Source organism: Micromonospora sp. WMMD1076 (assembly GCF_029581475.1).
In the GTDB taxonomy this organism is placed as follows: domain Bacteria; phylum Actinomycetota; class Actinomycetes; order Mycobacteriales; family Micromonosporaceae; genus Micromonospora; species Micromonospora aurantiaca.
Genome location: NZ_CP120862.1, coordinates 4,400,798 through 4,426,449, shown reverse-complemented (window position 1 = coordinate 4,426,449; position 25,652 = coordinate 4,400,798). Strand labels below are relative to the sequence as shown.

Genomic DNA, 25,652 nt, shown 5'->3' with positions numbered 1-25,652 from the left:
GCGAGGGCCGGTCGAGTGCGGGGGATCGGCGGGGCGCTAGCCGAGCGCGCGGACGCGGGCGAGCAGGTCGCGGGCGCAGAAGTCCAGGAAGCCGTCCGGGTCCGGCCCGGCGTTCTGGAGCACGATGTGGTCGAAGCCGGCGTCGACGTACGTCCGCGCCTTCTCGACGTGCGGAGCGGCGTCCGGGCCGACGGAGAACTGCTGCCGGATGTGGTGGTCCTCGACCCAGGCGGTGGCGGCGTCGAAGTTCACCGGGTTGGGCAGCTCGCTCATCACCTTCCAGCCGGTGATCGCCCAGCGGCTGGTCTCCCGGGCCGCACGGACCGCCGATTCCTCGTCGGTGGCCCAGGCCATCGGCACCTCGGCGTAGCGCGGGCCCTGGCCGCCGGCGTTGCGGTACTGGTCGACTATCGACGACTTCGGCTCGGTGGCGAACAGGCCGGTGCCCAGCTCGGCCGCGAGACCGGCCGACTCCCGGCCGCTCGCGGCCACGGCGATCACCGGCGGCTGCTCGGGCAGGTCCCAGATCCGGGCGTCCTCCAGCTGCAGGTGCCGGCCGCCGTACGAGCGGTAGCCGCCCTGCCAGAGCAGCCGGATGATCTCCAGCGCCTCGCGCAGCCGCTCGTGCCGCCCCCGGACACTGGGGAAGCCGTGCCCGACGACGTGTTCGTTGAGCCGCTCGCCGGCGCCCACCCCGAGCGTGAACCGCCCGTCGGAGATCAGCGCCATGGTGGCGGCGGCCTGCGCGACTATCGCCGGGTGGTAACGGACCGACGGGCAGGTGACGCCGGTGGCGAGGCCGATGCGGGTGGTGCGGGCGGCGATCGCGCCGAGCGCGCTCCAGGTGAAGCAGGAGTGCCCCTGCACCTCCAGCCAGGGGTGGTAGTGGTCGCTCATCTCGACGAAGTCGAAACCGGCCTCCTCGGCCCGGACCGCCTGCCGGATGAGCTCCTGGGGCCCGAACGCCTCCGAGGCGAGCTTGTAACCGATCCGCATGCCCGGTTCTCCGTTCCGTCGTCGGCGAACCGCTACGGTTCCCACCGGTTCCGGCGGCAAACCAGACGAAACCCAGCCTCCTAGGATGCCGTAGGGGTGGTGACGGTCCGCACCGCGGGCACGGAACGGCCCGCGCTCGCCGAGCGGGCGCGGGCCGGGAGGGGAGTGCGGGGTGGCCGCCTACTTCGACGGCTCGGGGAGCTTGCAGTCCACCTTCGGGTTGGCGCCGATGTAGTTCAGCGGGCCGGCCACGATGGTGACCAGGATCGTGCCCGCCTCCGCACAGTTGGTTTCGTCGTTGCCGTAGTAGCCGCGCTGACCGGCGGCGATGGCGCCGATGATGAGCCAGATGACGACCAGGACGCCGACTATCGAGGTGCCGCGCATCAGTTGCCTCCACTGGGGTCGTGGTGGATTCGAGGTGGAGGCCTTGTACCCCGTGCGGGTGATCCGCCAAACGGCGCACAGGTACCGGCACGGCCGATTCCGATTACCTCAGTGCGGTGGCATCGGCTCCTCGGGCGGCCGGCCCCGGCTGCGGCGGTAGTCGGCGTACGCCACCCCGGCCAGCACCAGCATCGCCCCGGCGGAGGCGTAGACCGGCGCGAGGAACAACCCGGCCGGGGCGATCGTGAGCAGCGCCAGTATCCCGCCGGGCCGGGACACCGACACCCGGCTGAACACCTCGTACTCGAAGGCGCCCCGGCCGATCAGGAACAGCGCCGGCCCGCCGAGGATCACCGCCAGCCAGGCCGGCGGCGTGTGGCCGGTCGGTTCCAGCAGGACCAGGTCGAAGCCCGCCGCGGTGGTCACCACGCCGGCCACCATCAGCAGATGGGTGTACGGCGCGGTGTCGAGGAACCGGCTCGGCTGGGCGGCCCGGGCGATGGCGTTGGGCAGTAGCTCACCGGACTTGTGCACGTAGATGCGCCAGAGCAGCAGCGTGGTGGCGAACGCGACGGTGAAGGCGGCCAGGTTCTCCAACTCGGAGTGGTGCAGGCTGAACACGGTGCCGGCGACCAGCACGGCGTCGCCGAGCGCGATGATGAAGAACTGCTGGTACCGCTCGGACAGGTGCTCGGCGGTCACGTTGCGCTGGGACTCCGGCACCACGCCCAGACCCGGCACCGGGTACGCCAGCCGGAACCCCAGGTAGTCGATGGCCAGGGCGCCGACCCAGAACCACAACCGGGCGGCGCCGTGCGCGGCCAGCGCGCCGGCCAGCCACGGTACTGCCGACACGGCGAACCAGACGAAGATGCGCAGGGCTCGCCGGTTGCTCTGCGTGTGCCGCCGTACGGCGGGCATGAGGAACAGGCCGCGTCCGAGATGGATCGCCACGTACGTGCCGGCGAACACCAGCCCCCGGGCGCCGAACGCCTCCGGGATGGCGGTGGTCATCAGCAGCGCGCCGAACATCACCGCCACGATCAGCAGCTTGATCTCGGCGCGCTGCGGGTCGTAGATGTCGGTGACCAGCGTGGTGATCGCCCAGGTCCACCAGATCGCCATCAGCATGACCAGGGACTCGGCGGCCCGTTCCCAGGTGACCGAACCGATCAGGTTGCGCGAGATCAACGCGAGCGCGACCACGTAGACCAGGTCGAAGAAGAGTTCGAGCAGCGTGACCCGGCGTGGCGCCTCCGGATCGCGGACCGGCGGGCGCCGGCCGGCGGGCTCCGGCGCTGCGGTGGGCACGAGATGCTCCTGCGGGTGGCGGTACGCGCGGTGGGCCGTCCCGGCCCTTCACCGACGGTAGCGACGCCCGTCGCCGCATGGTCAGCTTTCCGGCATAACGCCCCCGGCCGGCCGCCCGTCCAGGGGTCGCCCCTGCGGAACGGGCCGGGCCGGTGGCGACCACAGTCACCACCGGCCCGGAACGCGGATGCGGACTACTCGGTGCCCGCCGGCAGCACCCGGTCGGCGTCTGCGGGGGCGCCCGCCAGCACCTTCGCCTGCTGCGGCCAGGTGGCGAGAGCGGGCGCGGCGCGGAGCCCGGCGGCCTTCACGGTCTGCCGCAGCGCGGCCTCGTCCAGTTCGGCGAGCTGCCGGTAGGTGCGGATCCCGGCGTCCTGGAGCGCGGCGGCCATCTTCGGACCGATGCCCTGGATCCGGCGGAAGTCGTCAGGCGCTTCCCCGGCCGCCTCCGCCGGCACGTCGTTCTCGGCCGAGGCGCGCGGCGCGGGCACCACGGCCGGCGCGGCGGCGACCGGCTCGGTCGTCGCGACGGGCTCGCCGTCCGCCGGCTCGGACGCCGCCGGCTCGGACGCCGCCGGCTCGGACGCCGCCGGCTCGGACGCCGCCGGCTCGGACGCCGCCGGCTCGGACGCCGCCGGCTCGGACGCCGCCGGCTCGGACGCCGCCGGCTCGGACGCCGCCGGCTCGGACGCCGCCGACTCGGAGACGGTGGTCGACGACGCCTGCGGCTCGTCTGCGGTACGGGCGGCGGTGGCGAGGGCCGGCTCGGCGGTCGCCGCCTCGGTGGACGCGGGCTGCTCGGCCACCGTGGCGGTGACCGGAGGCTCGTCGACCACAGCGACCGGGCGCGGCTCGTCGACCGTGGCTGTCACCTCGGGTGCGGTCTCCACCGTGGGCGTCGCCGGGGCGCCGGACCGGCGGCGGCCGACGACCACCCAGCCGGCAACGAATCCGATGAGCAGGGCCAGTATCACGAACAGCCACTGCCCGAAGCTCGACGGCATGGCCAACCTCCTTCTCTCTACGTGCACGACGGTGGCGAAAGACTCGGGGCAGCTTCGCACACGCGCTCGGCGCACGACAGGCAGCCCGGGGCCGGGCCACGACGGTGGGATCGGCGGTGTCGGCCGGTGGCCGCAGCATGACCGAGCGTGTGCCGGAAGCCGGGATCGAGCGGCTTCGCAGAGCAGGGAGACGCCCCGGAACCTGGGTGCCGTGCGTGGTTCCGGGGCGCCCCGTCCGTCGCCCGTGGCCGGTCAGTGGATCCGGTCGGGCGCAGGCACGTCGGTGGCGTCCCAGCTGTAGAAGCAGCCGGCCACGGCGTCGCGGGGGGAGTGCCAGGTCGGCAGGTACGGGGAGGTGTGCGCGGAGAGCCGCTTGTTCACCTGCTCGTAGAGCGGGTTGTCGCGCAGTTCCGCGGTCAGCCCGGGGGCGACGTCGACGGTCTCCATCAGATGGACGCACAGGTCGTGCAGGTAGTACAGCGACCGGTGCCGGACGCCGGTGAGGTGGGGCAGTTCGGTGGCGTCGGCCTCGGCGAAGATCTGCGCCACCCGTCCCTGTGCGCCCGGCACGATCCGGCTGACCACCAACAGTCGACTCATCGTGACCCCTCTCGCCGCCGCGGTGCTGGGTTCACGGTGCCGGTCGCGCTGTCACCTCGCCGTCACCGCGTACCCCGGGGCATTGATGGTGGTGGCGACGGCGAGGTGGGGGCGTGCGGCTCCGGTTTCGCGGTCCGGTCCGTGCGGCGCGGCGGCGGGTCCGGGCGGCTGGCCCGGCGGATCGGCGCCAACGTGTCGTCGAGCAGCGCGGTCATCGCCGGGGACGGTTCCAGGCGCAGTTCGCGCAGGAGCAGATCGCGGTAGACGTAGAAGGAGTGGACCGCCTCGAAGGCGTTTCCCTCGGCCAGGTGGATGCGGACCACGAGACGGTGCGGGGTCTCCCGCAGCGGTTCGGCGGCCATCGCCTCCAGCGCCGCCTCCAGCGCCTCGCCGTGCCGCCCGGCGGCGAGGTGGTTGCCGGCGAGTTCCTCCAGCATGTGCAGGCGCAGCTGGCGCAGCCGTTCGCGCTCCAGCAGCACCCAGTCGTCGTACCAGCCGGGGAGCAGGTCGTGGCGTCCGGCGCCGGCGGCGCCACGCGGGACGGTGCCGTCGCGGACCAGCGTCGCGGTCTCCACCAGGCCGTCCACGTCGAGGCGGACGGTGGGTCCGAGCCGGACGGTGTCGCCGTCGGTGCGCAGTGGGCAGCAGGGATCCTGCCGCAGCCGCCACAGCGCGGTCCGCAGCGACGACAGCGCCCGCTCTTCCGGCGTCTCGGGCCACAGCAGACCGGCGAGGTGGCTGCGGGTCGCGGCGGGGCGCAGGCCGATCAGGGCGATGACGCGCTGCAACCCCCGGGGTACGACCACAGGGGTGTCGTCGTGCAGCAGCTGGAAGCCGCCGAGCAGGTGCAGTGACACCCGTGGGGCGGGTTCGCCCGCCGTCGGCATTCTCGATCGACCCGACACGGCGCACCCCCAGCACCGGAACCCTCGTCCCGACCGTTTCGCGTTGCCCGGACCGCCGCCCGCGACGCCGGTGTCGGAACGCCTCCGCCGCGGCGGGAAGCTCCACCGTGGCCGGGCTGACCGAGACGCAGAATATCAACGCCTGTTACTCTCGGTCAACGGTCGGTCGGTCACCTGACTGTCCGTAGTGGGCTCGGTAATACGCCTGTGATCTGCGAAGAAGTGTCGTCACCCAGAAGCCGGAAAGCGATCTTCCCATAGCTCACGCACAGCTTGCGTCAACGCAGCGTCACCATGTTTGTGGCGCGATGGGGCCCGGTTGACGCCCGGTAGACGCCTTCGGCGCGACCGTGTGGCAATCCGTGCGGCGCGACCGGTTCGCCGCGCATCGGGACGTGCAGGAGGCGCGAATGGACCGTTCGCTCATCGTCGCCAAGGTGGTGCCGACGGCCGAGGACCGGGTGGCCGAGATCTTCGCCGAGTCCGACGCGACCGAGCTGCCCGGCCTGGTCGGGGTCCGGCACCGTTCGCTGTACCGGCTCCACGACCTCTACGTCCATCTGCTGGAGACGGAGACGCCCGCGCAGGGCGCGGTCGAGGACAACCGCGGGCATCCGGAGTTCGTCCGGATCAGCGAGCGGCTGCGGCCGTACATCTCGCCGTACCTGCCGACCTGGCGTTCGCCGCGCGACGCGATGGCGCACTGCTTCTACCGCTACGACGCGCCGGCCCACCGGTTGGACACCGCCGGGCGGCCACAGTGACCACGACCGCCCCGCGCGACGAGCAGCTCTGGTCGAGGTGCGACGGATGCGCGTCGCTGCTCTACCGCAAGCGGCTGCGCCGCAACCTGGACGTCTGCCCGGAGTGCGGCTCGCACGCGAGACTGGACGCGCCGGACCGGGTGGCGCAGTTGACCGACCCGGACTCGTTCGTCCCGCTGCCGGACCGGGCGGTACGCGCCGACCCGATCGGGTTCGTCGACGAGCTGCCGTACCCGCACCGGCTCGGCGCGGCCCGCGCGGCGACCGGCCTGGACGAGGCGGTGCTCTGCGGCACCGCCCGGCTGGGCGGGCACCCGGTCGCGCTGGCGGTGATGGACTTCCGCTTCCTCGGCGGCAGCCTCGGCTGCGCGGTCGGTGAGCTGATCACCCGGACCGCCGAGCGTGCGCTCGCCGACGGCATCCCGCTGGTGCTGGTGACCGCGTCCGGCGGGGCGCGGATGCAGGAGGGCGCGCTGTCGCTGATGCAGATGGCCACCGTCAGCCAGGCCGTCGCGGGGATGCGGGAGGCGGGCCTGCTCACGGTCAGCGTGGTCACCGACCCCACGTACGGCGGGGTGGCCGCCTCCTTCGCCACCAACACCGACCTGGTGCTGGCCGAGAACGGCGCCCGGCTGGGCTTCGCCGGCCCGCGGGTGATCCGCCAGGTCACCGGCGCCACGCTGCCGGAGGGCTTCCAGACCGCGGAGTACCTGCTTCGGCACGGCCAGGTGGACATGGTGGTGCCCCGCCACGCGTTGCGGGGCCGGCTCGCCGCTCTGCTCGCCGCCGCCGAGGCGGGCCGCCGGGAGCCGGAGAGCCCGCCCGCGCCGCGCCCGCCGGCCACCGCGCCGACCGCGACCGCGCGCCCCGACCGCGACCCGTGGGAGACGGTACGCACCGCGCGGCACCCGGGCCGGCCCACCACACTGGACTACCTGGAGACCGCGTTCGACGGCTTCGTGGAGCTGCACGGCGACCGGCTCGGCGCGGACTGCCCGGCTGTCGTCGGCGGCATCGCCCGCCTCGACGGCCGGCCGGTGATGGTGATCGGCCACCAGAAGGGGCACACCACCGCCGAGCTGGTGACCCGCAACTTCGGCATGGCCAGCCCGGCCGGGCACCGCAAGGCGCTGCGGCTGATGCGCCTCGCGGCGCGGCTGCGGCTGCCGGTGGTGACACTCGTGGACACGCCCGGGGCGGACCCGGGGGTGAGCGCCGAGCAGCAGGGCCAGGCGGCGGCGATCGCGGAGAACATCCTCGCGCTCACCGTGCTGCCCACGCCGGTGGTGGCGGTGGTCACCGGGGAGGGCGGCAGCGGCGGCGCGCTCGCGCTCGCGGTCGCCGATCGGGTACTCATGCTGGAACACGCCGTCTACTCGGTGATCAGCCCGGAGGGCTGCGCCGCCATCCTCTGGCCGGACAGCTCGGCCGCCCCGCAGGCGGCCCGCGCGCTGCGGCTCACCGGCGCCGACCTGCGCCGTCTCGGCGTGGTCGACGAGCTGGTGCCGGAGCCGCGCCCGGCCGCCCACGCCGACCCGGGCGGCGCGGCCGAGCTGCTGCGCCGGGCGGTCGCGGCGAACCTCGCCCCGCTGCTCACCGTGCCCCCGGCCACCCTGGTCCGCCGCCGCCGGCAACGGTTCCGCCGCTTCGGCGCGGCCCGATCCGCCGCCGGCCCGTCCCCGGCCTCACCCACGGGTGACCGGGCGGAGGTGGCGTGATGGCCGACGCCGAGTCCGAGCAGGTGCTCGACGGGCTGCGCCGGCAGGCCCGCAAGCTCGTCGCCGACCTGGCCGGGCCGGTACGCCGGGTGCGGCTGCGCAGCGGCGGGTCGGTGCTGGAGGTCGAGTGGCACGACCCGGCGCCCCCGGCGCAGCGCGCCGCCGAACCGGCCGGGGCGTTCCCCGCGCGGGCCGCCGAACCCGCCGCGCGAGCCGCGCCCGCGACCGACCGGCCGGCCGTGCGCTCACCCGTGGTCGGCACGTTCTACCGCGCCCCCGAGCCCGGGGCGATGCCGTTCGTCGCGGTCGGCGACATGGTCCGCCCGGGCCAGGTGGTCGGCATCGTCGAGGCCATGAAGCTGATGAACGAGGTGACCGCCGGCCAGGCCGGACGGGTGGTCGAGGTGCTCGTCGACGACGGCAAGCCCGTCGAGTACGACCAGCCGCTGATCGCCCTGGAACCGGTCACCGGACAGGACTCCTGATGTTCGACAAGGTGCTGATCGCCAACCGGGGCGAGATCGCGCTGCGAGTGCTGCGCGCCTGCCGGGAACTCGGCGTGCGCACGGTGGTGGTGCACTCCAGCGCCGACGCCGACTCGCTGCCGGTGCGGCTCGCCGACGAGGCGGTACGGATCGGCCCGGCGGCCAGCCGCCGCAGCTACCTCAACGCCGCGGCGATCGTGGAGGCCGCCCGGCAGACCGGCGCGCAGGCGGTCCACCCCGGCTACGGCTTCCTGTCCGAGGACGCCGACTTCGCCGAGATCTGCGCCGAGAACGGCCTGGTCTTCGTCGGCCCACCGCCGCAGGTGATGGCCGCGCTCGCGGACAAGTCGACCGCGCGAGCGCTGATGAGCCGGGCCGGGCTGCCGCTGCCGCCGGGCAGCGTCCGGACACTGCCCACCGTCGGCGAGGCGCAGGAGGTGGCCGCCGAGGTGGGCTACCCGGTGATCGTGAAGGCCGCGGCGGGCGGGGGCGGGCGCGGCATGACAGTGGTGCGCTCGGCCGCCGAGCTGCCCCGCGCGTACGCCCGGACCCGCGCCGCCGCGCAGGTCGCGTTCGGCGACGACCGGGTGTACGTCGAGCGGTACCTCGCCGACGCCCGCCACGTCGAGGTGCAGGTGCTCTGCGACGGCCACGGCAACGGCGTGCACCTGGGCACCCGGGACTGCTCGGTGCAGCGCCGGCACCAGAAGCTGATCGAGGAGGCGCCCGCGCCCGCGCTACGGCAGGCCACCCTGGACACCGTCGCCGAGGTGGCGCTGCGCGGCGCGCTGTCGGTCGGGTTCACCGGCGCCGGCACCGTGGAGTTCCTGGTCGACGAGGCCGAACGCTGCCACTTCCTGGAGATCAACTGCCGGATCCAGGTGGAACACCCGGTCACCGAGATGGTCACCGGCATCGACCTCGTGCAGGAACAGCTGCACGTGGCGTACGGCACCCCGCTGCGGCTGCGCCAGTCCGACGTACGCCTGGACGGTGTGGCGATCGAGTGCCGGGTCAACGTGGAGGACCCGGACCGCGACTTCGCGCCCGCACCCGGACGGCTGGAGCGGTTCCGGCCGCCGGGCGGTCCGTTCACCCGGGTCGACACCCACGGGCACGTCGGCTATCTGGTCAGCCCGCACTACGACTCGCTGCTGGCGAAGGTGGCGGTGTGGGCGCCGGACCGGGACGCCGCACTGGACCGGCTCGACCGGGCGCTGGCCGAGTTCGACGTGGCCGGTCCCGGTGTGCGTACCACGATCCCGTTCGCCCGGCGGGTGCTGCGCGACCCCGCGTTCCGCGCCGCCCGGCACACCACAGCCCTTGTGGAACGCCTGCTCGCCCCACCCGCCGACGACGCCCCACCCGCCGACGACGCGCCGCCGACCGCCGCCCCGCCCGCCGACGGCGCGGTCGAGGCGCCCCCGGCGCGGGCCGTCGTGCCCGACCCGCGCGGCGCGGCCGAGCCGGGCGGCCGTACCCCCGTCAGCGCCGTGCCCGCCGCCGGCCCGACCACCTGGAGGAACCGATGACCGTCGCCCCCGACCGCCCGCTCGCCCGCGAGATCACCGACATCCTGGTCACGCACTGCGGCCTGGACCCGGACGCCGCCGCCGGCGCGCCCGCCGCGAGCCTGGAGGAACTGGGCATGGACTCGCTGGCGCTGCTCGAACTGTCGGCGGTGGTGGCCGACAGGTGGCGGGTGAAGATCCCCGAACAGGCCGGGCAGCTCAGCATCGCCGGCGTCGCCGACCTGGTGGCCCGCAAGGCGGACCCGCCCGGGCACACCGAGAACGCCGTGGAGATCGCCGCCCCGCTGCCGCTGGTCTGGGAGATCACCAACGACGTGGCCCGGTGGCCGGACCTGTTCACCGAGTACGCGACGGCGGAGATCCTGGACCGCGACGGCGACACCGTGCGCTTCCGGCTCACCATGCACCCCGACGAGAACGGCGTGTCGTGGAGCTGGGTCAGCGAACGCACCGCCGACCGGGCCACCGGCGAGGTGCACGCCCGGCGCGTCGAGACCGGCCCGTTCGAGTACATGCGCATCCACTGGCGCTACGACGAGACGCCCGGCGGCACCCGGATGACCTGGACGCAGGACTTCGCGATGAAGCCCGAGGCGCCGGTCGACAACGCCGGCATGACCAACCGGATCAACACCAACAGCACGATCCAGCTCGCCGTGATCAAGGAGAAGATCGAGCGGGCGCACGCGGGAGGCGCGCGATGACCGGTACCACCACCGCCCGGGTCTCCGTCCACGACGTACCGGCCGACCGCCGCCGCGGCGGGGAACTGCGGGTGCTGCTCGGCCCGAAGACCGTCGGCAGCACCTCCGGATTCATGGGCGTCGCCACGCTCGCGCCGGGGGAGCGGATCGCCGAGCACTACCACCCGTACAGCGAGGAGTTCCTCTACGTCGCCCGCGGCGCGATCACCGTCGACCTGGACGACACGCCGGTGCCGGTGGCCGCCGGGGAGGCGCTCTACGTGCCCAAGGACGTCCGGCACCGGCTGCGCAACACCGGCGACGAGCCCGCCGAGGTGGTGTTCCACCTCGGACCGCTCGCCCCGCGCCCGGAACTCGGCCACGTCGACACCGAGAGCGCGGCGCCGCCGCCACGGGAGCCGTCGTGACCGGCCGGCGCACCGTGGTCACCGGCATCGGCGTCGTCGCACCCGGCGGCGCCACCCGGGACCGCTTCTGGAAGACGATCACCGAGGGGCGCACCGCGACGCGGCGGATCAGCTTCTTCGACCCGTCGCCGTTCCGGTCGCAGATCGCCGCCGAGTGCGACTTCGACCCGGACGCCGCCGGGATCACGCTCGCCGAACGGCAGCGCGCCGACAGGTACGTGCAGTTCGCGCTCGCCTGCTCCGCCGAGGCGCTCGCGGACAGCGGCCTCACCCTCACCGACGCGCAGCGGGAACGCGCCGGTGTGGTGCTCGGCACCGCCGTCGGCGGGACCACGGCGCTGGAGCAGGAGTACGTGCGGGTCAGCGACTCCGGCCGGCACTGGCTGGTCGACCACGCGCTCGGCGGGCCGTACCTCTACCAGGCGCTGGTGCCCAGCAGCCTGGCCGCCGACGTGGCCTGCCGGCACGGCCTGCACGGCCCGGCGCAGGTGGTCTCCACCGGCTGCACCTCCGGCATCGACGCCATCGGGTACGCCCACCAACTGGTCGCCGACGGCGAGGCCGACGTGGTGCTGGCCGGGGCCGCCGACTCGCCGATCTCCCCGGTCACCGTCGCCTCGTTCGACGCGATCGGCGCGACCAGCCCGGACAACGACGATCCGGAGCACGCCTCCCGGCCGTTCGACGCCGACCGGCACGGGTTCGTCCTCGCCGAGGGCGCCGCGGTGCTGGTGCTAGAGGAGGCCGAGCACGCCCGCCGCCGGGGCGCGCACGTCTACTGCGAGGTCGCCGGGTACGCCAGCCGCAGCAACGGCTTCCACATGACCGGGCTGCGCCCGGACGGCACGGAGATGGCGGTGGCGATCAGCGACGCGCTGCGGCAGGCCCGGCTCGCCCCGTCGGCCGTGTCGTACGTCAGCGCGCACGGCTCCGGCACCCGCCAGAACGACAGGCACGAGACGGCGGCGTTCAAACGGGCGCTGGGGGAGACGGCGTACCGGGTGCCGATCAGCTCGATCAAGTCGATGGTCGGCCACTCGCTCGGCGCCATCGGCTCGATCGAGATGGCCGCCTGCGCGCTCGCCATCGAGTACGGCGTGGTGCCGCCCACGGCGAACTGGACCACCCGCGACCCGGAGTGCGACCTGGACTACGTGCCGAACGAGGCCCGGGAGGTGCCGGTGGACGTGGCGCTCTCGGTGGGCAGCGGCTTCGGCGGCTTCCAGTCGGCGATGGTGTTCCGCCGGCTCGCGGTGACGCCACTATGAGCGCGAGGAGTGAGCCGGGTTTGCGAGCCCCGCAGTCGCGAACAAGGACGGCACCGTGAGCGCGCGGGCCGTGGTGACGGGCATCGGCGTGGTCGCGCCCAGCGGCGTCGGCGCCGAGGCGCACTGGAACACCGTGCTCGCGGGCACCCGGCGCACCGGGCCGATCACGCTGTTCGACCCGGACCGCTACCCGACCCGGGTGGCCGGGGAGGTGGCCGGCTTCGACCCGGCCGGGTTCAGCGACACCCGGCAGCGGGTGCAGACCGACAGGTGGACCCACCTCGGCTTCGCCGCCACGAAGCTGGCGCTCGCCGACGCCGGGCTGCCCGAGGTGTCGCCCGACCCGTACCAGTGGGCGGTCACGCTCGCCAGTTCCTCCGGCGGCAACCTGTTCGGGCAGCGGGAGCTGCATCGGCTCTGGGGCGGGCCGAGCCGCACCGTCGGGGCGTACCAGTCGATCGCCTGGTTCTACGCCGCGAGCGTGGGGCAGTTGTCGATCCGCCACCAGTTCAAGGGGCCGTCCGGGGTGACCGTGTCCGAGTCGGCCGGCGGGCTGGACAGCCTGGCGCACGCGGTGCGCACCGTCCGCCGGGGCACGCCCGTGGTGATCGCCGGGGCGACCGAGTGCCCGCTGAGCCCGTACGCGCTGGCCTGCCAGCTCCGCTCCGGCTTGCTCAGCGACGTGTCCGACCCGGAGCGGGCGTACCGGCCGTTCGACGTCGCGGCCAGCGGGTACGTGCCTGCCGAGGGCGGTGCGGTCTTCGTGGTGGAGGAGCTGGGCCACGCGCTCGCCCGGGGCGCCCGCGTCTACGGGGAGATCACCGGCTGGGCCGCCACCCACGACGCCGCGCCCACCGACCCGGCCACCGGCCCCGACCCGGCCCACTACGCCCGTGCGGTGCGGCTGGCGCTGGAACGCGCCGGGGTACGCCCGCACGACGTGGACGTGATCTGGCCGGACGCGCTCGGGGTGCCCGCGTACGACCGGGCCGAGGCGGCGGCGCTGCGTACCGTGTTCGGCGACCGGACCCCGCCGGTGACCACGCAGAAGCCGCTGACCGGCCGGGCGCACCAGGGCGGGTCGGCGCTGGACGCGGCCACCGCGCTGCTGGCGTTCCGCCGCGGGATGCTGCCCGCCTCGGCCGGCCCGGACGAGCCGGCGCCCGGCTGCGAGCTGACGTTCCTGCGGCAGCCCCGCCCGCCGCGCAGCCGGATCGCGCTGGTCGGCGCGCGCGGCTTCGACGGGTTCAACAGCGCGCTGGTGCTGCGCGGCGCCGCGCCCCCACCGGCGGGTGAACGCTGACCGTCACGACGGCCGGGCCAGGTACGCGGTCTTCGCGTCGCCGGAGAACCCGCAGGCCAGGTAGAAGGCGTGGGTCGCGGGTGAGCGCGACCCGGTCATGAGCATCGCCTTGTAGCAGCCCGCGTCCCACGCGGCCCGGAGCGTGCCGGCCATGATCTGCCTGCCCAGGCCGGTGCCGCGCCGCGACTCGTCGACCACCACGTTCTCGACGACCGCGTACGGCGACGCCGACCGGCTCAGGTTGGGGATCACGTTGAGGTACGTGGTGGCGACGACAGCGCCGTCCACGTCGAGCACGAACAGGTGCAGCCCCTCGGTGGCCAGGATCCGCGCGAAGGCCCGTTCGTCGGAGCCGTCGCTCAGGTGCGGGTCGTCCGGGTTCAGCTGCCGGTAGAGGCGCATGACCTGCGGGAAGTCGTCGGGCCGGGCGGTACGGAACATACCGGGAGCGTAGTTGCCGGCCGTCCGCGCGGGAGCCCCCGCGCGCACAGCATCCGGCGGCCGGCGGACTACCTTGCCGGCGTGGCCCCGATCCTGCCTGTCCGATCGAGCCTGAGCAATCCACCCAGCCGCTGTTTTGGATCTAGCCATTTGCATCTGGCGATCCAGAACAGGGGCGTCGTAGGGTTCCGCCATACCCCGAACGACGTACCCGCTGGGCGGATCCGCCCAGTTCCTCAGTGGAACGGTGGCTGGTCGTGACTGCACATCCCGTGGCGGAAGATCCTGCCTCGACGACGGTGGACTGGGTGGACGACATCCTGTTCACCGGCCGCGACACCGACGTCTGCCTGCGCCTGCCCGAACCGGTCGACAAGGGCACGCTGCGCCGGCTCGTCGGCGAGGCACAGGATCGGCTCGCCGGGGCCGGGCTGCGCGCCGGAGGCGCCGCCGCGCTGCGCCTGCCGCCCTCGCTGGCGTACGTGGCGCACCTGCTCGCCACCTGGCGTACCGGCGCCCAGGCGGTGCTGCTCGACCACCGGCTCACCGACCACGAGGTCGACCAGGCGCTGCGCCGGCTCGGCCCGCAGGTGGTGGTCGCCCCGGTACGAACCGGCGGCGGCGCGCTGCGGATCTTCGTCGACGTCACCGCGGGGGTCAGCGCGTACTCCGACCGCCCGGCGGGCAGCCCGCACGCGGTGATCCAGCTCAGCTCCGGCTCCACCGGTCCGTCCAAGGTGATCGGTCGCACCGCTGCCGACCTGGTCGCCGAGGTGCACCGCTACACCCGTATCGACGGCGTCGCGCTGCCCGGCGAGCGGATCATCCTGCTGCCCAGCATGGTGCACGTGCTCGGCCTGGTCGGCGGCCTGCTCTACGGGCTGCACGCAGGCGTCGAGCTGTGCCCGCCGGAGCGGCTCAGCGGCGACGCGATCCTCGCCGCCGTCGCCGCCCAGGACACCCCGGCCACGGTGCTCGGCGTCCCGTTCCACATCGGGCTGCTCGCCTCCACCACACCCGCCGGGCCGCTGCCGCAGCTCAAGCGCATGACCACAGGCGGCGAGCTGGTGCCCGCGGCCGTGGCGAACGCGTTCACCGACCGCTACGGCGTGCCGCTGGGCAACATGTACGGGATGACCGAGGTCGGTGTCATCGGCACCGACCTGTACGGGCGGCACCGTCCCGCCATCGCGCCCGCCCCCGGCATCGAGGTACGCGAGCGCGACGGCGAGCTGTGGGTGAGCTGCCCGGCCAACCCGTACGTCGGCCTGGCCGACCCGACCCGGTGGGCCGACGGCTGGCTGCACACCCGCGACGCCGGCGTGGTCGACCCGGAGACGGGTCTGGTCACCGTCAAGGGCCGGCTGGACTCGCAGGTGTCGGTGGGCGGCCTGAAGGTCGACCTGACCGAGGTGGAGGCCACAGTCGCCGGACTGCCCGGCGTCGTCGCCGCGGTCGTGGTCTGGGACGACGGCATCACCGCGTACGTCCAGACCGACGGCTCGCCGACCGAGGACACGCTGGACAAGCTGATCGCCGAGCGGCTGGCCGGCTTCAAGCGGCCTCGCACCCTGCGGCTGCTCGGCCAGATGCCCCGCACCACCACCGGAAAGCTGGTCCGGTCCGTCCCGGCGCTGCGGGACGCGACGTCGTGACCGGCCCGCTGTACGAGCCGCACACCCGCCGGACGCCCGCCGGGCGTCCGGTCCACCCCGAATCCCGCCCCGGACCGGCCGGGCAACGCGCCACCCGCGCGCCCGACCCCGCCGGTTCCCACGCACACGGTGTCCCGACCGGGCACCGTCAGCCGGTACACGGAGAAGAGGTCTGAACCCATGCGAGACGAGGTCCGCACCTTCGTCGTCGAACAGCTCGCCGACATGAACTACGACGTGGAGGAGCTCGACGACGACACCACGCTCGGCCCCTCCGGCGTCGACCTGGAGTCGCTGGCCCTGGCCGACCTGGCGGTCCGCGTCGAGGACCGCTACGCCGTGAAGTTCGCCGACGACGAGTCGGAGAAGCTGGCGCTGATGACGGTCGGCGAGTTCACCACGATGGTCGCCGACCGGGTGGCCGCGAACAGCGACAAGTCCTGATGTCCGGTCAGCCCGACCTGGGGCGAGCTGACCTGGTGAGCATGCTCGCCGAACTGACCGCCAAACCCGCCGACCAGGTGCCGGACCGGCTCGGCTCGATGGAGCTGGCCTGGCTCGTGCACATGGTCGAGCAGCGCTACGACCGCCGGCTGGACCTGAACGACGACGAACTCGCCGGCATCCGCACCGTCGACGACGCGCTCGCGGTGTTCCGTGGCTCTCTGACCGCTCCCGCAGATGGCTGAGCGGGAGACCGTACGGATCACCGGCACGTACGCGCTCAGCGCCCTCGGCAGGGGCGCGGACGCGCTGCTGGCCGGGGTGCTCACCGGCACCCCGGCGTTCGCGCCGGTGCGCCGTTTCGACACCACCGGCCGCCGGGTGACGGTGGCGGCCACAGTGCCGGACGTCGGCACGCTCGCCGGCGAGCTGGCCGACGCGATCGACACCGCCGCCCGGGCCGCCGGGCTGGACCGGGCCGGGCGGGCGGAGTCGGCGCTGTTCCTGGCCACCCACGGCGGGCCGTACTCGCTGCCCGTACCGGAGGGGCGGGACGAGCCGACGGTGCCGGCGCTGGCCGGTCACCTGGCCGCGCGGTGCGGCCTGGGCGGGCGGACCCGGATCTACACCACCGCCTGCGTGTCGGCGAGCAGCGCTGTCGCCGACGCGGCGGCGCTGATCCGCCGAGGCGACCTGGACCGGGTCGTGGTCGCGGCCGGTTACCTGGTCGAACCGGACCAGCACGCGCTGTTCGACGCCGGCCGGGCGCTCGCCGCCGACGGCGCGGTACGCCCGTTCAGCACCGGCCGCAAGGGCCTGCTGCTGGGCGACGGGGTGGCCGCCGTGGTGCTGGAGTCGGCCGGCGCCGCCGCCCGGCGGGGTGCCGAGACGCTGGCGAGCGTGGCCGGGTGGGGCCGGGCGGGGGACGCGTACCACCCGTGCCAGCCGCACCCGGACGGGCTCGGACTGGCCCGGGCGGTCGAGGCGGCGCTACGCCGCGGCGGGCTGCCCCCGGACGCGATCGGCTACGTCAACGCCAACGCCACCGGCACCCCGTTCAGCGACGCCTCCGAGGCGGCGGCGCTGACCCGGGTGTTCGGCGAGGACGCCGGGCGGCTGCCGGTCAGCTCCACCAAGTCGGTGCACGGGCACGCCCTGGAGGCGTCCGGGCTGCTGGAACTGCTGGTCACCGTGCTGGCCCTGCGGCACGGCAAGCTGCCGGTCACCGCCGGCTGGCTCGGCCCGGACCCGCAGTGCCCGCTGGACGTCATCCGCGACGCCCCGCGCCCCGCGCGCACCGAACACGCCCTGACCCTCAACGCCGCCTTCGGCGGCGCCAACACGGCCCTCCTGGTGAGCACCTCATGACCGCGCCCGCCCCCCACCCCGACCTCCCGCGATCTTGCACTCACGGCCCCGGCGAAACGGGCACAACGCCCGTGCCCGGGGCACCAACTGCAAGATCGCGCGACGGCGGGGTCGTGGTGCTCGCGGAGGCGCGGTGGCCCGAGGACGGGGACGGGGGTGCGGGCCCGGCGGGGGTGGCGGGGTTCGTGCACTCGCCGTTCGCGCCGCTGGTGGCGGCGGTGGCACAGCGGTGCCTCGCGCGGCGGTACCCCGACGGGCCGCTGCCGCCGGGCAACCGGACGGCCGTGGTGCTGGTCAGCGCCGGTGGGGACACCGCCGCGGCGGCGCACGTCCGCGCCACCGTGGACGCGGGCGGGCGGATCGGGCCGCTGTTCTTCTTCCAGTCGGTGCCGAACAGCGTGGCCGGGCACGTCGCGGCGCGCTGGGGACTGGACGGGCCGGTGGTGTGCCTGAGCCCGACCGGCGACGCGCGGGCCGAGGGGGAGGCCGAGGCGGACCTGCTGCTGTACGACGGCGACGCCGCACAGGCGTTGCTGATCCTGATCGAACTGGCACCGGACGGTACGCCGGGCGAGGCGACCGCGGTGCTGCTGGGGGAGGGAACACGTCAATGAGGACGAAGGGACTGCGCGGTGCGCTCGCGGCCGACGCCGAACTGGGCGCGGGCAACGTGCTCGCCCGGGTGCTGGCCCACGGCGCCGACCCGGACGGGCCGGGGCTCACGTTCGACACCGAGGTCGACGGCCACCCGGCCGAGACCCCGGTGACACTGGGCCGGCTCGACCGGATGGTCGCCGCCCGGGCGGCCTGGCTGCACGAACGCGGAGTGAAACCCCGCGACCCGGTGGCGGTCTGGGCCGGCACCGCCGCCGACATGGTGCTGTCGTTCCTGGCGCTGACCCGCCTCGGCGCCATCCCGGCGCTGATGAACGGCAGGCTGCGCCCCGAGATCGCCGCCGAGTACATCCGGCGGCTGCGCGCCGCCGGGGTGCTCGCCGACGCCGCGCACGCCGAGGCGCTGGCCGGGCACGACCTGGGCGCCCCGATGCTCGGCGAGCCCGCGCAGGCCGGCACCGGCGACCCGGACGCCGCGCCCGCGCACTACCGGCACCACCCGGACGACCCGATCGTCATCACCCACACCTCCGGCACCACAGGCGTGCCGAAGGCGGTGCTGCACTCGCACGCCAGCCTGTTCGCCGCCACCCGTCACCTGCTGTCCATGCCGCAGGCACAGGGCACCACGCGCATCCTCAACGCGCTGCCCGCCCCGCACACCGCCACAGTGCTCATGGTCAACCAGGCACTCGGCAACCGGGCGGAGATGTTCCTGCTCTCCGACCAGGGCGGTGAGCGGGTGCTGGACGCGATCCAGCGCTGGCGCCCGGACGGCGTGTTCGGCTTCTCCGTCACCTGGGCCGAGCTGGCCCGCTTCGACCTGTCCGGCTACGACCTGGACTCGGTGCGGCTGTGGTTCAACACCGGCGACTGCTCGCACGAGCCGCACGTACGGCGGCTGGTCGCCGTGGGCTCCCGGGACGTGGTGACCCGGGAGGGTGTGACCCGGGTACCCGGGTCGGTGTTCATCGACGGGCTCGGCTCCAGCGAGATGGGCCACTCGATGTTCCACATCACCCACACCACCGGCACCGACCGGTACGGCCGCTGCGTGGGCCGCCCGTACCGGTTCGCCGGGGTCGCCGTGCTCGACGCCGACGGCAACGAGCTGCCGCCCGGGCAGGTCGGCTGGCTCGGCATCGACTCGCCGTCGCTGTTCCGCGGCTACTGGAACGACTCGGTCACCACGTACCGGTTCCGGCTGCGCGGCTGGTACCTCACCGGCGACCTGGTGTACGCCGACGAGGACGGCCGCTACTACCACCTGGACCGGGCGGTCGACTCGATCGAGGCGGGCGACGGCAAACGGTTCTTCACCGCGCTGTCCGAGGAACGCATCCTCGCCGCCTGCCCCGACGTCACCGACTGCACTGTGGTGATCGTCAAGGCGGACGACGGCACGGTCACCACCGACGTGCTGCTGGAACTGGCCGCCGGCGCCGACCCGGACGCGGACCGCACCGAACGCATCCGTACCGCGCTCGGCCCGGACGTGGCAGCCACGCTGCGCCGGATCATCCCGGTACGCGCCGACGACATCCCGGTCACCGTCACCGGGAAGGTCCGCAAGGTGGCGCTGCGCGAGCGCTACCTGACCGAGGCGCCGTCGTGACCGCCGTCATCACCGGCATGGGCCTGTTCACCCCGGCCGGGCGCGGCGTGGCGGACACGTTCGACGCGCTGCTCACCGGCCGGTCCGGGCTGCGCCGCCCGCCCGAGGGACACCCGGCGGCGGGCAGCCTGGAGGTGGCCGGGGTGCTGCCGGACATCGACTCGCGCAGTGTCGCCTCCGGACCGGAGACGAAGGTGCTCGACCGGGTGGTGCTGCTCGCCCTGATCACCGCCGCCGAGGCGCTCGCCGACGCCGGCATCGAGGTGGGCCGCGACGTCGACCCGGAGCGCATCGCGGTGATCGTCGGCGGTGTGGGCGGCATGTCCACGCTGGAGGGCCAGGTGCTCGCGCGGGCCGCCCGGGGCCGGGCGGCGGTCAGCCCGTACCTGCTCACCGGCATCCTGCCGAACATGCCCTCGGCGCGGATCGCCATCGCGCACGGCATCCGCGGCTACAGCTCGTCGGTCGGTACCGCGTGCGCCTCCGGCGCCCAGGCCGTCGCCGACGGGGTACGCCTCATCCGCGCCGGCGAGGCCGACGTGGTGGTGTGCGGGGCGAGCGAGGCACCGCTGTTCGGCACGTTCGCCGACACCTTCGGCAACGCCCGGGCGCTGGCCCGGGGATGGGACGAACCGACCGAGGCGAGCCGCCCGTTCGACAAGCGGCGCAACGGTTTCGTGCTCGCCGAGGGCGCGGCGCTGCTGGTGCTGGAGCGCGCCGGGCACGCCGACGGCCGAGGTGTGCGCGGCTACGCCGAGGTCGCCGGTTTCGGGGCGAACACCGACGCGTACCACCCGACCGCGCCGCGACCGGACGGCGCCGGTGCGGCGGCGTGCATGCGCCGGGCCCTGGCAGCGGGCGGCGTCGAGCCCGCCGACGTCGGGTACGTCAACGCGCACGGCACCGGCACCAAGCTCGGTGACGTCGCCGAGACGACCGCGCTGGCCGAGGTGTTCGGCACCGGCGGTGTGCCGGTCAGCTCCACCAAGGCGCTCACCGGGCATCTGCTCGGCGCATCAGGGGTGCTGGAGGCCGCGGCCACCGCGCTGGCCCTCGACAGTGGGCTGCTGCCACCCACCTACCACCTGGACGACCCGGACCCGGAGTGCGAGGCGGACCACGTCCGCGCCGTGCCCCGGCCCACCCGGGCCGGCCATGCGCTGACGAACTCGTTCGGGTTCGGCGGCCAGAACGTCAGTCTGCTCCTGCGCCGGCTCTCCGGGCCGGCCCGCCGGGCCGCCACCCCGGCCGCGGGCTGACCGGACTCCAGTCCCGGGCGTCCGTCCGGGTCGCGATCACGGGGGGAACAGGGGAAGTCCATGACCATCAACGGGATAGATCATCTCGAACTGTACGTGGGGGACGCCCGGCAGGCGGCCTTCTACTTCGACAACGCCGTCGGTTTCCGGCTGTGCGGGCAGGGCGGTCCGGAGACCGGGCTGGACGGGCAGCGCTCGCTGCTGCTGGCCCAGGCCGGCATCCGGCTGCTGCTGACCACCGGCCTGTCCGCCGAGCACCCGGCGGCCACGTACGTGCACCGGCACGGCGACGGCATCGCCGTGGTGGCGCTCGCCGTGGACGACGCCGCCGGGGCGTACGCGGAGCTGGTGGACCGGGGCGCGACGGCGCTGAGCCCGCCGCGCACCTTCACCGGCGCGGACGCCGAGGTGGTGGTGGCCGAGGTCGGCGGCTTCGGCGACGTGGTCCACCGCCTCGTCGAGCGGCGCGGCGACCCGGGCGTGTTCCTGCCCGGCGCGATCGAGCCGGTGACCGCGCCCGACGGCACGGACACGCTGCTCGCCGAGGTGGACCACCTGGCGATCTGCGTGCCGCCGGGGCAGCTCGGCGAGACAGTCGCGCACTACGAGAAGGTGTTCGGCTTCGCCGACATCTTCACCGAGCACATCGAGGTCGCCGGCCAGGCGATGAACTCCAAGGTGGTGCAGAGCCCGTCCGGGGCCGTCACCTTCGTCCTGCTGGAGCCGGACACCGGCGCCCGGCCGGGGCAGATCGAGGACTTCCTGCGCTGGCACGCCGGCGCCGGGGTGCAGCACCTCGGCCTGCGCACCGACGACATCGTCACAGCCGTCGGCGCGCTCGCCGGGCGCGGGGTGCGGTTCGCCAGCACGCCCGGCGCCTACTACGACGGGCTGGAGCAGCGGGTCGGCCGGCTGGACGCGCCGGTGGACCGGCTGCGCGAGCTGAGCATCCTGGTCGACTCCGACCACGACGGGCAACTGCTCCAGATCTTCACCGAGTCGATGCACGTGCGCCGCACCCTCTTCCTCGAACTCATCGAGCGGCGCGGGGCGCGCACCTTCGGCAGCGGCAACATCAAGGCGCTCTACGAGGCCAAGGAACGCGAGCTGGCCGCGGCGGGGGCGAGTTCCGCCGCCACGGCCGGAGGGGTAAGCGCATGAGTGAACGCACCGAGCGGGGCGAGGGCCGTGAGGCCGTGCCCGGCCGGCACGGCATGACCACAATCGATCCCGGGCTGACCGCCGAGGAGGAGGCGCTGCTTCCCTCCGACGAGGACGTCCGGCACTACGCCGAGCACGGCTGGTACCTGTCGAAGAAGCTGCTCACCGACGACGAGGTGGACGAACTCGTCGCCGCCACCGACAGCTACTACGCCGGGGAACGCGACCGCCGCCTGCCGGTACGCCCGCCGAAGCTGGCCTACTGGGAGCCCTCGAAGGGTGACGTCCAGCGGCACAACGACTACGTCCACCACGAGCACGACGGCATCGCCCGCATCCTGCGTAAGCCGCTGATCGGAGCCGTCGCCGCGCGGCTGGCCCGCGCCGCCGAGATCCGGATCTTCCAGTCCACGCTGATCTGGAAGCCGCCGATCGCCGGTGAGCCGTCGAACATCGTGCCCTGGCACTTCGACAAGCACTACTGGGCGTCCTCGTCGTCGGAGGACATGCTGACCGCGTTCATCCCGTTCCACGACTGCGGCGAGGAGATGGGCACCATCACCATGGTCGACGGCTCCCACCGCTGGCGGGAGATCGGCGCCGACGACACGGTGGTCCGGCACTTCGCCGACCGGGACCGCGACCAGCTCGAAGTGATGCTCGCCGAGAACGCGGCGTACAACGGCGCGCAGATCCGCAAGATCCCCATGGTGATCCCCAAGGGACACATGAGTTTCCACCACTGCCGCACCTACCACGGCAGCGGTGCGAACGTCAGCGGACGGCCCCGCCGGGCCGTCTCGCTGCACCTGCAGGACGGCGACAACGCCTGGCGGGAGTATCCGCTCTCCGACGGCACGCTCGCCGCGTACAACCACGACGTGCTGGTCCGCCGCACCCACGAGGGCCGGCCGGACTACGCGGACCCCGATTACTGCCCGGTCATCTGGCGCGACCGCGCCCAGCAGGGAGGCTGACAATGTCACGGTACGACTGGGGTAAGACGCACCCGGGCATCGAGCGGCTGGAGCGGGCGGTGACCGAGCGCCGCGACGTGGTGGTCAAGCACCCCCTCTACGCCAACCTCGACACCCACGACGCGCTCGTCACGTTCATGGAGCACCACGTCTTCGCCGTCTGGGACTTCATGTCCCTGCTGAAGTCGCTGCAGCGGCAGCTCACCTGCGTCACCGTGCCGTGGATCCCGACCGGCCCGACCGGCAGCCGCCGCCTGATCAACGACATCGTCATGGTCGAGGAGAGCGACGAACTCGGCGACGGCTACATCAGCCACTTCGAGCTGTACGTGCAGGGCATGACCGAGGCCGGCGCCGACACGACGGCCGTCAACAAGCTGGTCGACCTGCTGCGCGAGGGCACCCCGGTCACCGAGGCGCTCGGCGCCGCCGGCGTCCCCGCGGCGTCCGCCGCGTTCGCCGGCACCACCTGGCGGATCATCGAGACCACCCCGGTGCACTGCCAGGCCGCGGCGTTCGCGTTCGGCCGCGAAGACCTCATCCCGGAGATGTTCACCCAGGTCGTCGCCGTCAACGAACGCAGCAACCGGCTGAACAAGTTCGTCGACTACCTGGAGCGGCACATCGAGGTCGACGGCGAGCAGCACACCCCGATGGCCATGCAGATGCTGGCCGACCTGTGCGGCGACGACGACACCAAGTGGCAGGAGTGCGCCGACACGGTGAACGCCGCGCTGGCCGCCCGCGCCCGCCTCTGGGACGACATTCTCGCCGTCGTCAAGGAGGGCCGTCCGGCGTGACCGGCTCCGACCCGCTCCGGCTCTACCGGACGGTCCGGCTGATCCGCCGCTTCGAGGAGCGCGCGATCGAGCTGGTCCGCGCCGGGGAGATCGTCGGTGGCATCCACCCGTACCTCGGTCAGGAGGGGATCGCCGCCGGCGTCTGCGCAGCGCTCTCCCGCGACGACCTGGTCACCGGCACCCACCGCGGGCACGGGCACGTGCTGGCCAAGGGTGCCGATCCGGCCCGGATGCTGGCCGAACTGTGCGGCCGGGTCACCGGGCTCAACCGGGGCCGGGGCGGGTCGATGCACGCCGCCGACTTCGGCGTCGGCGTCCTCGGCGCCAACGCCATCGTCGGAGCCGCCGGCGCGATCCTCACCGGAGCGGTGTGGGAGCGCCGGCGGCGCGGCGCCGGCATCGTCGGCGCCACCTTCTTCGGCGACGGCGCGGTCAACGAGGGCATGCTCCTGGAGGCGTTCAACCTGGCCGCGCTCTGGCGGGTACCGGTGCTGTTCGTCTGCGAGAACAACGGCTACGCCACCACCATGCCGGTCGACGGCGCGGTCGCCGGCACCATCGCCGGGCGGGCCGCCGCGTTCGGCATGCCGGCGGCCACCGTCGACGGGCAGGACCCCGAGGCGGTACGCGAGGTCACCGCAGCCGCCGTCGCGCGGATGCGCGCCGGCGGCGGACCCGAGCTGGTCGAGGCCCGCACCTACCGCTTCGACGCCCACCACACCTTCGAACATCAGGTACGCCTCGACTACCGGCCGCCGGAGGAGGTGGCCGAGGGACGGTCCCATGATCCGGTCGACATCGCCGGAGCGCGGCTGGACCCGGCGGTGCGGGCCGAGGTGGACTCCGCAGTCGAGGCCGAACTGGACGCCGCCGTCGACTACGCGCTCGCCGGGCCGCACCCCGACCCGGCGACCGCCCTGGACCACCTGTACGCCAGCGGGCTCACCGCCCGGACCGGAGGTGGCTGATGCCCCGGCTCTCCTACCGCAGGGCGCTCACCCGGGCGCTCGCCGACGAGATGGCCCGCGACGAGTCGGTAGTGGTGCTCGGCGAGGACATCCGGGTGGCCGCCGCGAACGTCACCACCGGCCTGCTGAAGAAGTTCGGCCCGGAACGGGTCCGTGACACACCCCTGTCCGAGCAGGCGTTCACCAGCTTCGCCACCGGCGCGGCGCTGGCCGGGGCCCGCCCGGTGGTGGAGTTCCAGATCCCGTCGCTGCTGTTCCTGGTCTTCGAGCAGATCGTCAACCACGCGCACAAGTTCCCGCTGATGACCGGCGGTCAGTGCGCGGTGCCGGTCACCTACGTGGTGCCCGGCTCCGGCTCCCGCACCGGCTGGGCCGGGCAGCACTCCGACCACCCGTACGCGTTGTTCGCCCACGTCGGGGTGACCACTGTCGTACCGGCCACCCCGGCCGACGCGTACGGGCTGCTGGTCTCCGCGATCCGCTGCGACGACCCGGTCGTGGTCTTCGCCCCGGCCGGTGCCCTGGACCTGCGTGCCGACGTCACCGACCCGGCGCCCGTGCCGCTGGGCCGGGGGATCGTCCACCGGGCCGGCACCGACGTGACCGTGGTGGCGGTCGGACACCTGGTGCACGACGCGCTCGCCGTCGCCGAGGAACTCGCCGGCCAGGCGTCGGTGGAGGTCTTCGACCCCCGCACGCTCTACCCGTTCGACTGGGACGGGCTGGTCGAGTCGGTGAGCCGCACCGGGCGGCTGGTGGTCGTCGACGACGGCAACCGCTCCTGCGGCATCGCCGGAGAGATCATCGCCACGGTGGTCGAGCGGGTCCGGCTGGCCGCGCCACCCCGCCGGGTCACCCGCCCCGACGGCGCGGTGCTGCCGTTCGCGCCCGCCCTGGACCGGGCCGTGCAACCCGGCCGCGACCAGCTCACCGCCGCCATCCAACTGACCCTCAAGGACGGATGA

At 74.0% G+C, this 25,652-nt stretch carries 27 protein-coding genes; 20 read left to right on the top strand and 7 right to left on the bottom strand.

All coding sequences use genetic code 11. The features are described 5' to 3' along the window. Positions 1 to 36 precede the first annotated feature (36 nt). The 6 genes from O7622_RS21075 to O7622_RS21050 form a co-directional block, all read right to left on the bottom strand. Complete coding sequence (locus O7622_RS21075) at positions 37 to 996, bottom strand: TIGR03557 family F420-dependent LLM class oxidoreductase (protein ID WP_282309888.1); 960 nt, start codon at positions 994 to 996, stop codon at positions 37 to 39. A 180-nt stretch (positions 997 to 1,176) separates the two neighbouring features. Continuing rightward, a complete protein-coding gene (locus O7622_RS21070) occupies positions 1,177 to 1,383 on the bottom strand; it encodes a hypothetical protein (RefSeq protein WP_013286658.1) in 207 nt (68 codons plus the stop codon). A 108-nt stretch (positions 1,384 to 1,491) separates the two neighbouring features. Then, on the bottom strand, positions 1,492 to 2,694 hold the full coding sequence (locus O7622_RS21065; RefSeq protein WP_282309887.1) for a low temperature requirement protein A: 1,203 nt from the start codon (positions 2,692 to 2,694) through the stop codon (positions 1,492 to 1,494). A gap of 194 nt (positions 2,695 to 2,888) precedes the next feature. After that, positions 2,889 to 3,698 carry a helix-hairpin-helix domain-containing protein gene (locus tag O7622_RS21060; RefSeq protein ID WP_282309886.1) on the bottom strand — a complete coding sequence of 270 codons (810 nt, stop codon included), beginning with the start codon at positions 3,696 to 3,698 and terminating at the stop codon, positions 2,889 to 2,891. Between the two features lie 252 nt (positions 3,699 to 3,950). Further along, positions 3,951 to 4,298: a TcmI family type II polyketide cyclase gene (locus O7622_RS21055; RefSeq protein WP_282309885.1), complete on the bottom strand. Its 348-nt coding sequence runs from the start codon at positions 4,296 to 4,298 to the stop codon at positions 3,951 to 3,953. A 62-nt stretch (positions 4,299 to 4,360) separates the two neighbouring features. After that, positions 4,361 to 5,185, bottom strand: coding sequence for a BTAD domain-containing putative transcriptional regulator (locus O7622_RS21050; protein WP_282309884.1), 825 nt, complete (start codon positions 5,183 to 5,185; stop codon positions 4,361 to 4,363). Between the two features lie 428 nt (positions 5,186 to 5,613). Here O7622_RS21050 and O7622_RS21045 point away from each other — a divergent pair, with 428 nt between their 5' ends. From O7622_RS21045 to O7622_RS21010, 8 genes are read left to right on the top strand one after another with little or no spacing between them, the layout of a single operon-like run. Further along, on the top strand, positions 5,614 to 5,967 hold the full coding sequence (locus O7622_RS21045; RefSeq protein WP_282309883.1) for a TcmI family type II polyketide cyclase: 354 nt from the start codon (positions 5,614 to 5,616) through the stop codon (positions 5,965 to 5,967). Continuing rightward, the gene (locus O7622_RS21040) at positions 5,964 to 7,685 is read left to right on the top strand and encodes an acetyl-CoA carboxylase carboxyltransferase subunit alpha (protein ID WP_282309882.1); all 1,722 of its coding nucleotides are present in this window, start codon (positions 5,964 to 5,966) and stop codon (positions 7,683 to 7,685) included. Before O7622_RS21045 ends, O7622_RS21040 begins: the two co-directional genes overlap by 4 nt. Beyond that, complete coding sequence (gene accB / locus O7622_RS21035; protein WP_282309881.1) at positions 7,685 to 8,170, top strand: acetyl-CoA carboxylase biotin carboxyl carrier protein; 486 nt, start codon at positions 7,685 to 7,687, stop codon at positions 8,168 to 8,170. Before O7622_RS21040 ends, accB begins: the two co-directional genes overlap by 1 nt. Next, the gene (locus tag O7622_RS21030; protein ID WP_282309880.1) at positions 8,170 to 9,702 is read left to right on the top strand and encodes an acetyl-CoA carboxylase biotin carboxylase subunit; all 1,533 of its coding nucleotides are present in this window, start codon (positions 8,170 to 8,172) and stop codon (positions 9,700 to 9,702) included. The genes accB and O7622_RS21030 overlap by 1 nt, the downstream gene beginning before the upstream one ends. Then, positions 9,699 to 10,406 (top strand): SRPBCC family protein, encoded by a 708-nt coding sequence (locus O7622_RS21025; protein WP_282309879.1) that lies wholly within the window; start codon positions 9,699 to 9,701, stop codon positions 10,404 to 10,406. The genes O7622_RS21030 and O7622_RS21025 overlap by 4 nt, the downstream gene beginning before the upstream one ends. Beyond that, complete coding sequence (locus O7622_RS21020) at positions 10,403 to 10,813, top strand: cupin domain-containing protein (RefSeq protein WP_282309878.1); 411 nt, start codon at positions 10,403 to 10,405, stop codon at positions 10,811 to 10,813. The genes O7622_RS21025 and O7622_RS21020 overlap by 4 nt, the downstream gene beginning before the upstream one ends. Next, positions 10,810 to 12,081 (top strand): beta-ketoacyl-[acyl-carrier-protein] synthase family protein, encoded by a 1,272-nt coding sequence (locus O7622_RS21015; protein ID WP_282309877.1) that lies wholly within the window; start codon positions 10,810 to 10,812, stop codon positions 12,079 to 12,081. Before O7622_RS21020 ends, O7622_RS21015 begins: the two co-directional genes overlap by 4 nt. 55 nt (positions 12,082 to 12,136) lie before the next feature. After that, entirely contained in the window at positions 12,137 to 13,384 is a 1,248-nt protein-coding gene (locus O7622_RS21010; RefSeq protein WP_282309876.1) for a beta-ketoacyl synthase N-terminal-like domain-containing protein, read from the top strand. Positions 13,385 to 13,387: 3 nt separating this feature from the next. Here O7622_RS21010 and O7622_RS21005 read toward each other — a convergent pair whose 3' ends face one another. Further along, the gene (locus O7622_RS21005; RefSeq protein WP_282309875.1) at positions 13,388 to 13,825 is read right to left on the bottom strand and encodes a GNAT family N-acetyltransferase; all 438 of its coding nucleotides are present in this window, start codon (positions 13,823 to 13,825) and stop codon (positions 13,388 to 13,390) included. A 257-nt stretch (positions 13,826 to 14,082) separates the two neighbouring features. Here O7622_RS21005 and O7622_RS21000 point away from each other — a divergent pair, with 257 nt between their 5' ends. The 12 genes from O7622_RS21000 to O7622_RS20945 all read left to right on the top strand — a co-directional run bounded on the left by O7622_RS21000 (position 14,083) and on the right by O7622_RS20945 (position 25,652). Next, the gene (locus O7622_RS21000; protein ID WP_282309874.1) at positions 14,083 to 15,480 is read left to right on the top strand and encodes an AMP-binding protein; all 1,398 of its coding nucleotides are present in this window, start codon (positions 14,083 to 14,085) and stop codon (positions 15,478 to 15,480) included. A 180-nt stretch (positions 15,481 to 15,660) separates the two neighbouring features. Continuing rightward, positions 15,661 to 15,924, top strand: coding sequence for an acyl carrier protein (locus O7622_RS20995; RefSeq protein ID WP_013286639.1), 264 nt, complete (start codon positions 15,661 to 15,663; stop codon positions 15,922 to 15,924). Further along, positions 15,924 to 16,169 (top strand): acyl carrier protein, encoded by a 246-nt coding sequence (locus O7622_RS20990; protein ID WP_282309873.1) that lies wholly within the window; start codon positions 15,924 to 15,926, stop codon positions 16,167 to 16,169. Before O7622_RS20995 ends, O7622_RS20990 begins: the two co-directional genes overlap by 1 nt. Continuing rightward, the gene (locus tag O7622_RS20985; protein WP_282309872.1) at positions 16,162 to 17,292 is read left to right on the top strand and encodes a beta-ketoacyl synthase N-terminal-like domain-containing protein; all 1,131 of its coding nucleotides are present in this window, start codon (positions 16,162 to 16,164) and stop codon (positions 17,290 to 17,292) included. Before O7622_RS20990 ends, O7622_RS20985 begins: the two co-directional genes overlap by 8 nt. Before the next feature lie 113 nt (positions 17,293 to 17,405). Then, positions 17,406 to 17,906: a beta-ketoacyl synthase chain length factor gene (locus O7622_RS20980; RefSeq protein ID WP_282309871.1), complete on the top strand. Its 501-nt coding sequence runs from the start codon at positions 17,406 to 17,408 to the stop codon at positions 17,904 to 17,906. After that, a complete protein-coding gene (locus O7622_RS20975) occupies positions 17,903 to 19,522 on the top strand; it encodes a class I adenylate-forming enzyme family protein (RefSeq protein WP_282309870.1) in 1,620 nt (539 codons plus the stop codon). Before O7622_RS20980 ends, O7622_RS20975 begins: the two co-directional genes overlap by 4 nt. Next, positions 19,519 to 20,781, top strand: a complete 1,263-nt coding sequence (locus tag O7622_RS20970; RefSeq protein WP_282309869.1) for a beta-ketoacyl-[acyl-carrier-protein] synthase family protein — start codon at positions 19,519 to 19,521, stop codon at positions 20,779 to 20,781. The genes O7622_RS20975 and O7622_RS20970 overlap by 4 nt, the downstream gene beginning before the upstream one ends. Before the next feature lie 60 nt (positions 20,782 to 20,841). Further along, a complete protein-coding gene (gene hppD, locus O7622_RS20965) occupies positions 20,842 to 21,942 on the top strand; it encodes a 4-hydroxyphenylpyruvate dioxygenase (protein ID WP_282309868.1) in 1,101 nt (366 codons plus the stop codon). Between the two features lie 53 nt (positions 21,943 to 21,995). Continuing rightward, complete coding sequence (locus O7622_RS20960) at positions 21,996 to 22,919, top strand: phytanoyl-CoA dioxygenase family protein (RefSeq protein ID WP_282314192.1); 924 nt, start codon at positions 21,996 to 21,998, stop codon at positions 22,917 to 22,919. 2 nt (positions 22,920 to 22,921) lie between these two features. Further along, a complete protein-coding gene (locus tag O7622_RS20955; RefSeq protein WP_282309867.1) occupies positions 22,922 to 23,719 on the top strand; it encodes a DUF3050 domain-containing protein in 798 nt (265 codons plus the stop codon). Further along, positions 23,716 to 24,687: a thiamine pyrophosphate-dependent dehydrogenase E1 component subunit alpha gene (locus O7622_RS20950; protein WP_282309866.1), complete on the top strand. Its 972-nt coding sequence runs from the start codon at positions 23,716 to 23,718 to the stop codon at positions 24,685 to 24,687. Before O7622_RS20955 ends, O7622_RS20950 begins: the two co-directional genes overlap by 4 nt. Beyond that, positions 24,687 to 25,652, top strand: coding sequence for a transketolase C-terminal domain-containing protein (locus O7622_RS20945; RefSeq protein ID WP_282309865.1), 966 nt, complete (start codon positions 24,687 to 24,689; stop codon positions 25,650 to 25,652). The genes O7622_RS20950 and O7622_RS20945 overlap by 1 nt, the downstream gene beginning before the upstream one ends.

Bases quoted from the DNA above. Each gene is read 5' to 3' on its own strand.
- O7622_RS21075 (WP_282309888.1), bottom strand. From the start codon at position 996: ATGCGGATCGGTTACAAGCTCGCCTCGGAGGCGTTCGGGCCCCAGGAG.
- O7622_RS21070 (WP_013286658.1), bottom strand. From the start codon at position 1,383: ATGCGCGGCACCTCGATAGTCGGCGTCCTGGTCGTCATCTGGCTCATC.
- O7622_RS21060 (WP_282309886.1), bottom strand. From the start codon at position 3,698: ATGCCGTCGAGCTTCGGGCAGTGGCTGTTCGTGATACTGGCCCTGCTC.
- O7622_RS21055 (WP_282309885.1), bottom strand. From the start codon at position 4,298: ATGAGTCGACTGTTGGTGGTCAGCCGGATCGTGCCGGGCGCACAGGGA.
- O7622_RS21050 (WP_282309884.1), bottom strand. From the start codon at position 5,185: ATGCCGACGGCGGGCGAACCCGCCCCACGGGTGTCACTGCACCTGCTC.
- O7622_RS21045 (WP_282309883.1), top strand. From the start codon at position 5,614: ATGGACCGTTCGCTCATCGTCGCCAAGGTGGTGCCGACGGCCGAGGAC.
- accB (WP_282309881.1), top strand. From the start codon at position 7,685: ATGGCCGACGCCGAGTCCGAGCAGGTGCTCGACGGGCTGCGCCGGCAG.
- O7622_RS21030 (WP_282309880.1), top strand. From the start codon at position 8,170: ATGTTCGACAAGGTGCTGATCGCCAACCGGGGCGAGATCGCGCTGCGA.
- O7622_RS21025 (WP_282309879.1), top strand. From the start codon at position 9,699: ATGACCGTCGCCCCCGACCGCCCGCTCGCCCGCGAGATCACCGACATC.
- O7622_RS21020 (WP_282309878.1), top strand. From the start codon at position 10,403: ATGACCGGTACCACCACCGCCCGGGTCTCCGTCCACGACGTACCGGCC.
- O7622_RS21005 (WP_282309875.1), bottom strand. From the start codon at position 13,825: ATGTTCCGTACCGCCCGGCCCGACGACTTCCCGCAGGTCATGCGCCTC.
- O7622_RS20995 (WP_013286639.1), top strand. From the start codon at position 15,661: ATGCGAGACGAGGTCCGCACCTTCGTCGTCGAACAGCTCGCCGACATG.
- O7622_RS20990 (WP_282309873.1), top strand. From the start codon at position 15,924: ATGTCCGGTCAGCCCGACCTGGGGCGAGCTGACCTGGTGAGCATGCTC.
- O7622_RS20985 (WP_282309872.1), top strand. From the start codon at position 16,162: ATGGCTGAGCGGGAGACCGTACGGATCACCGGCACGTACGCGCTCAGC.
- O7622_RS20975 (WP_282309870.1), top strand. From the start codon at position 17,903: ATGAGGACGAAGGGACTGCGCGGTGCGCTCGCGGCCGACGCCGAACTG.
- hppD (WP_282309868.1), top strand. From the start codon at position 20,842: ATGACCATCAACGGGATAGATCATCTCGAACTGTACGTGGGGGACGCC.
- O7622_RS20960 (WP_282314192.1), top strand. From the start codon at position 21,996: ATGACCACAATCGATCCCGGGCTGACCGCCGAGGAGGAGGCGCTGCTT.
- O7622_RS20955 (WP_282309867.1), top strand. From the start codon at position 22,922: ATGTCACGGTACGACTGGGGTAAGACGCACCCGGGCATCGAGCGGCTG.
- O7622_RS20945 (WP_282309865.1), top strand. From the start codon at position 24,687: ATGCCCCGGCTCTCCTACCGCAGGGCGCTCACCCGGGCGCTCGCCGAC.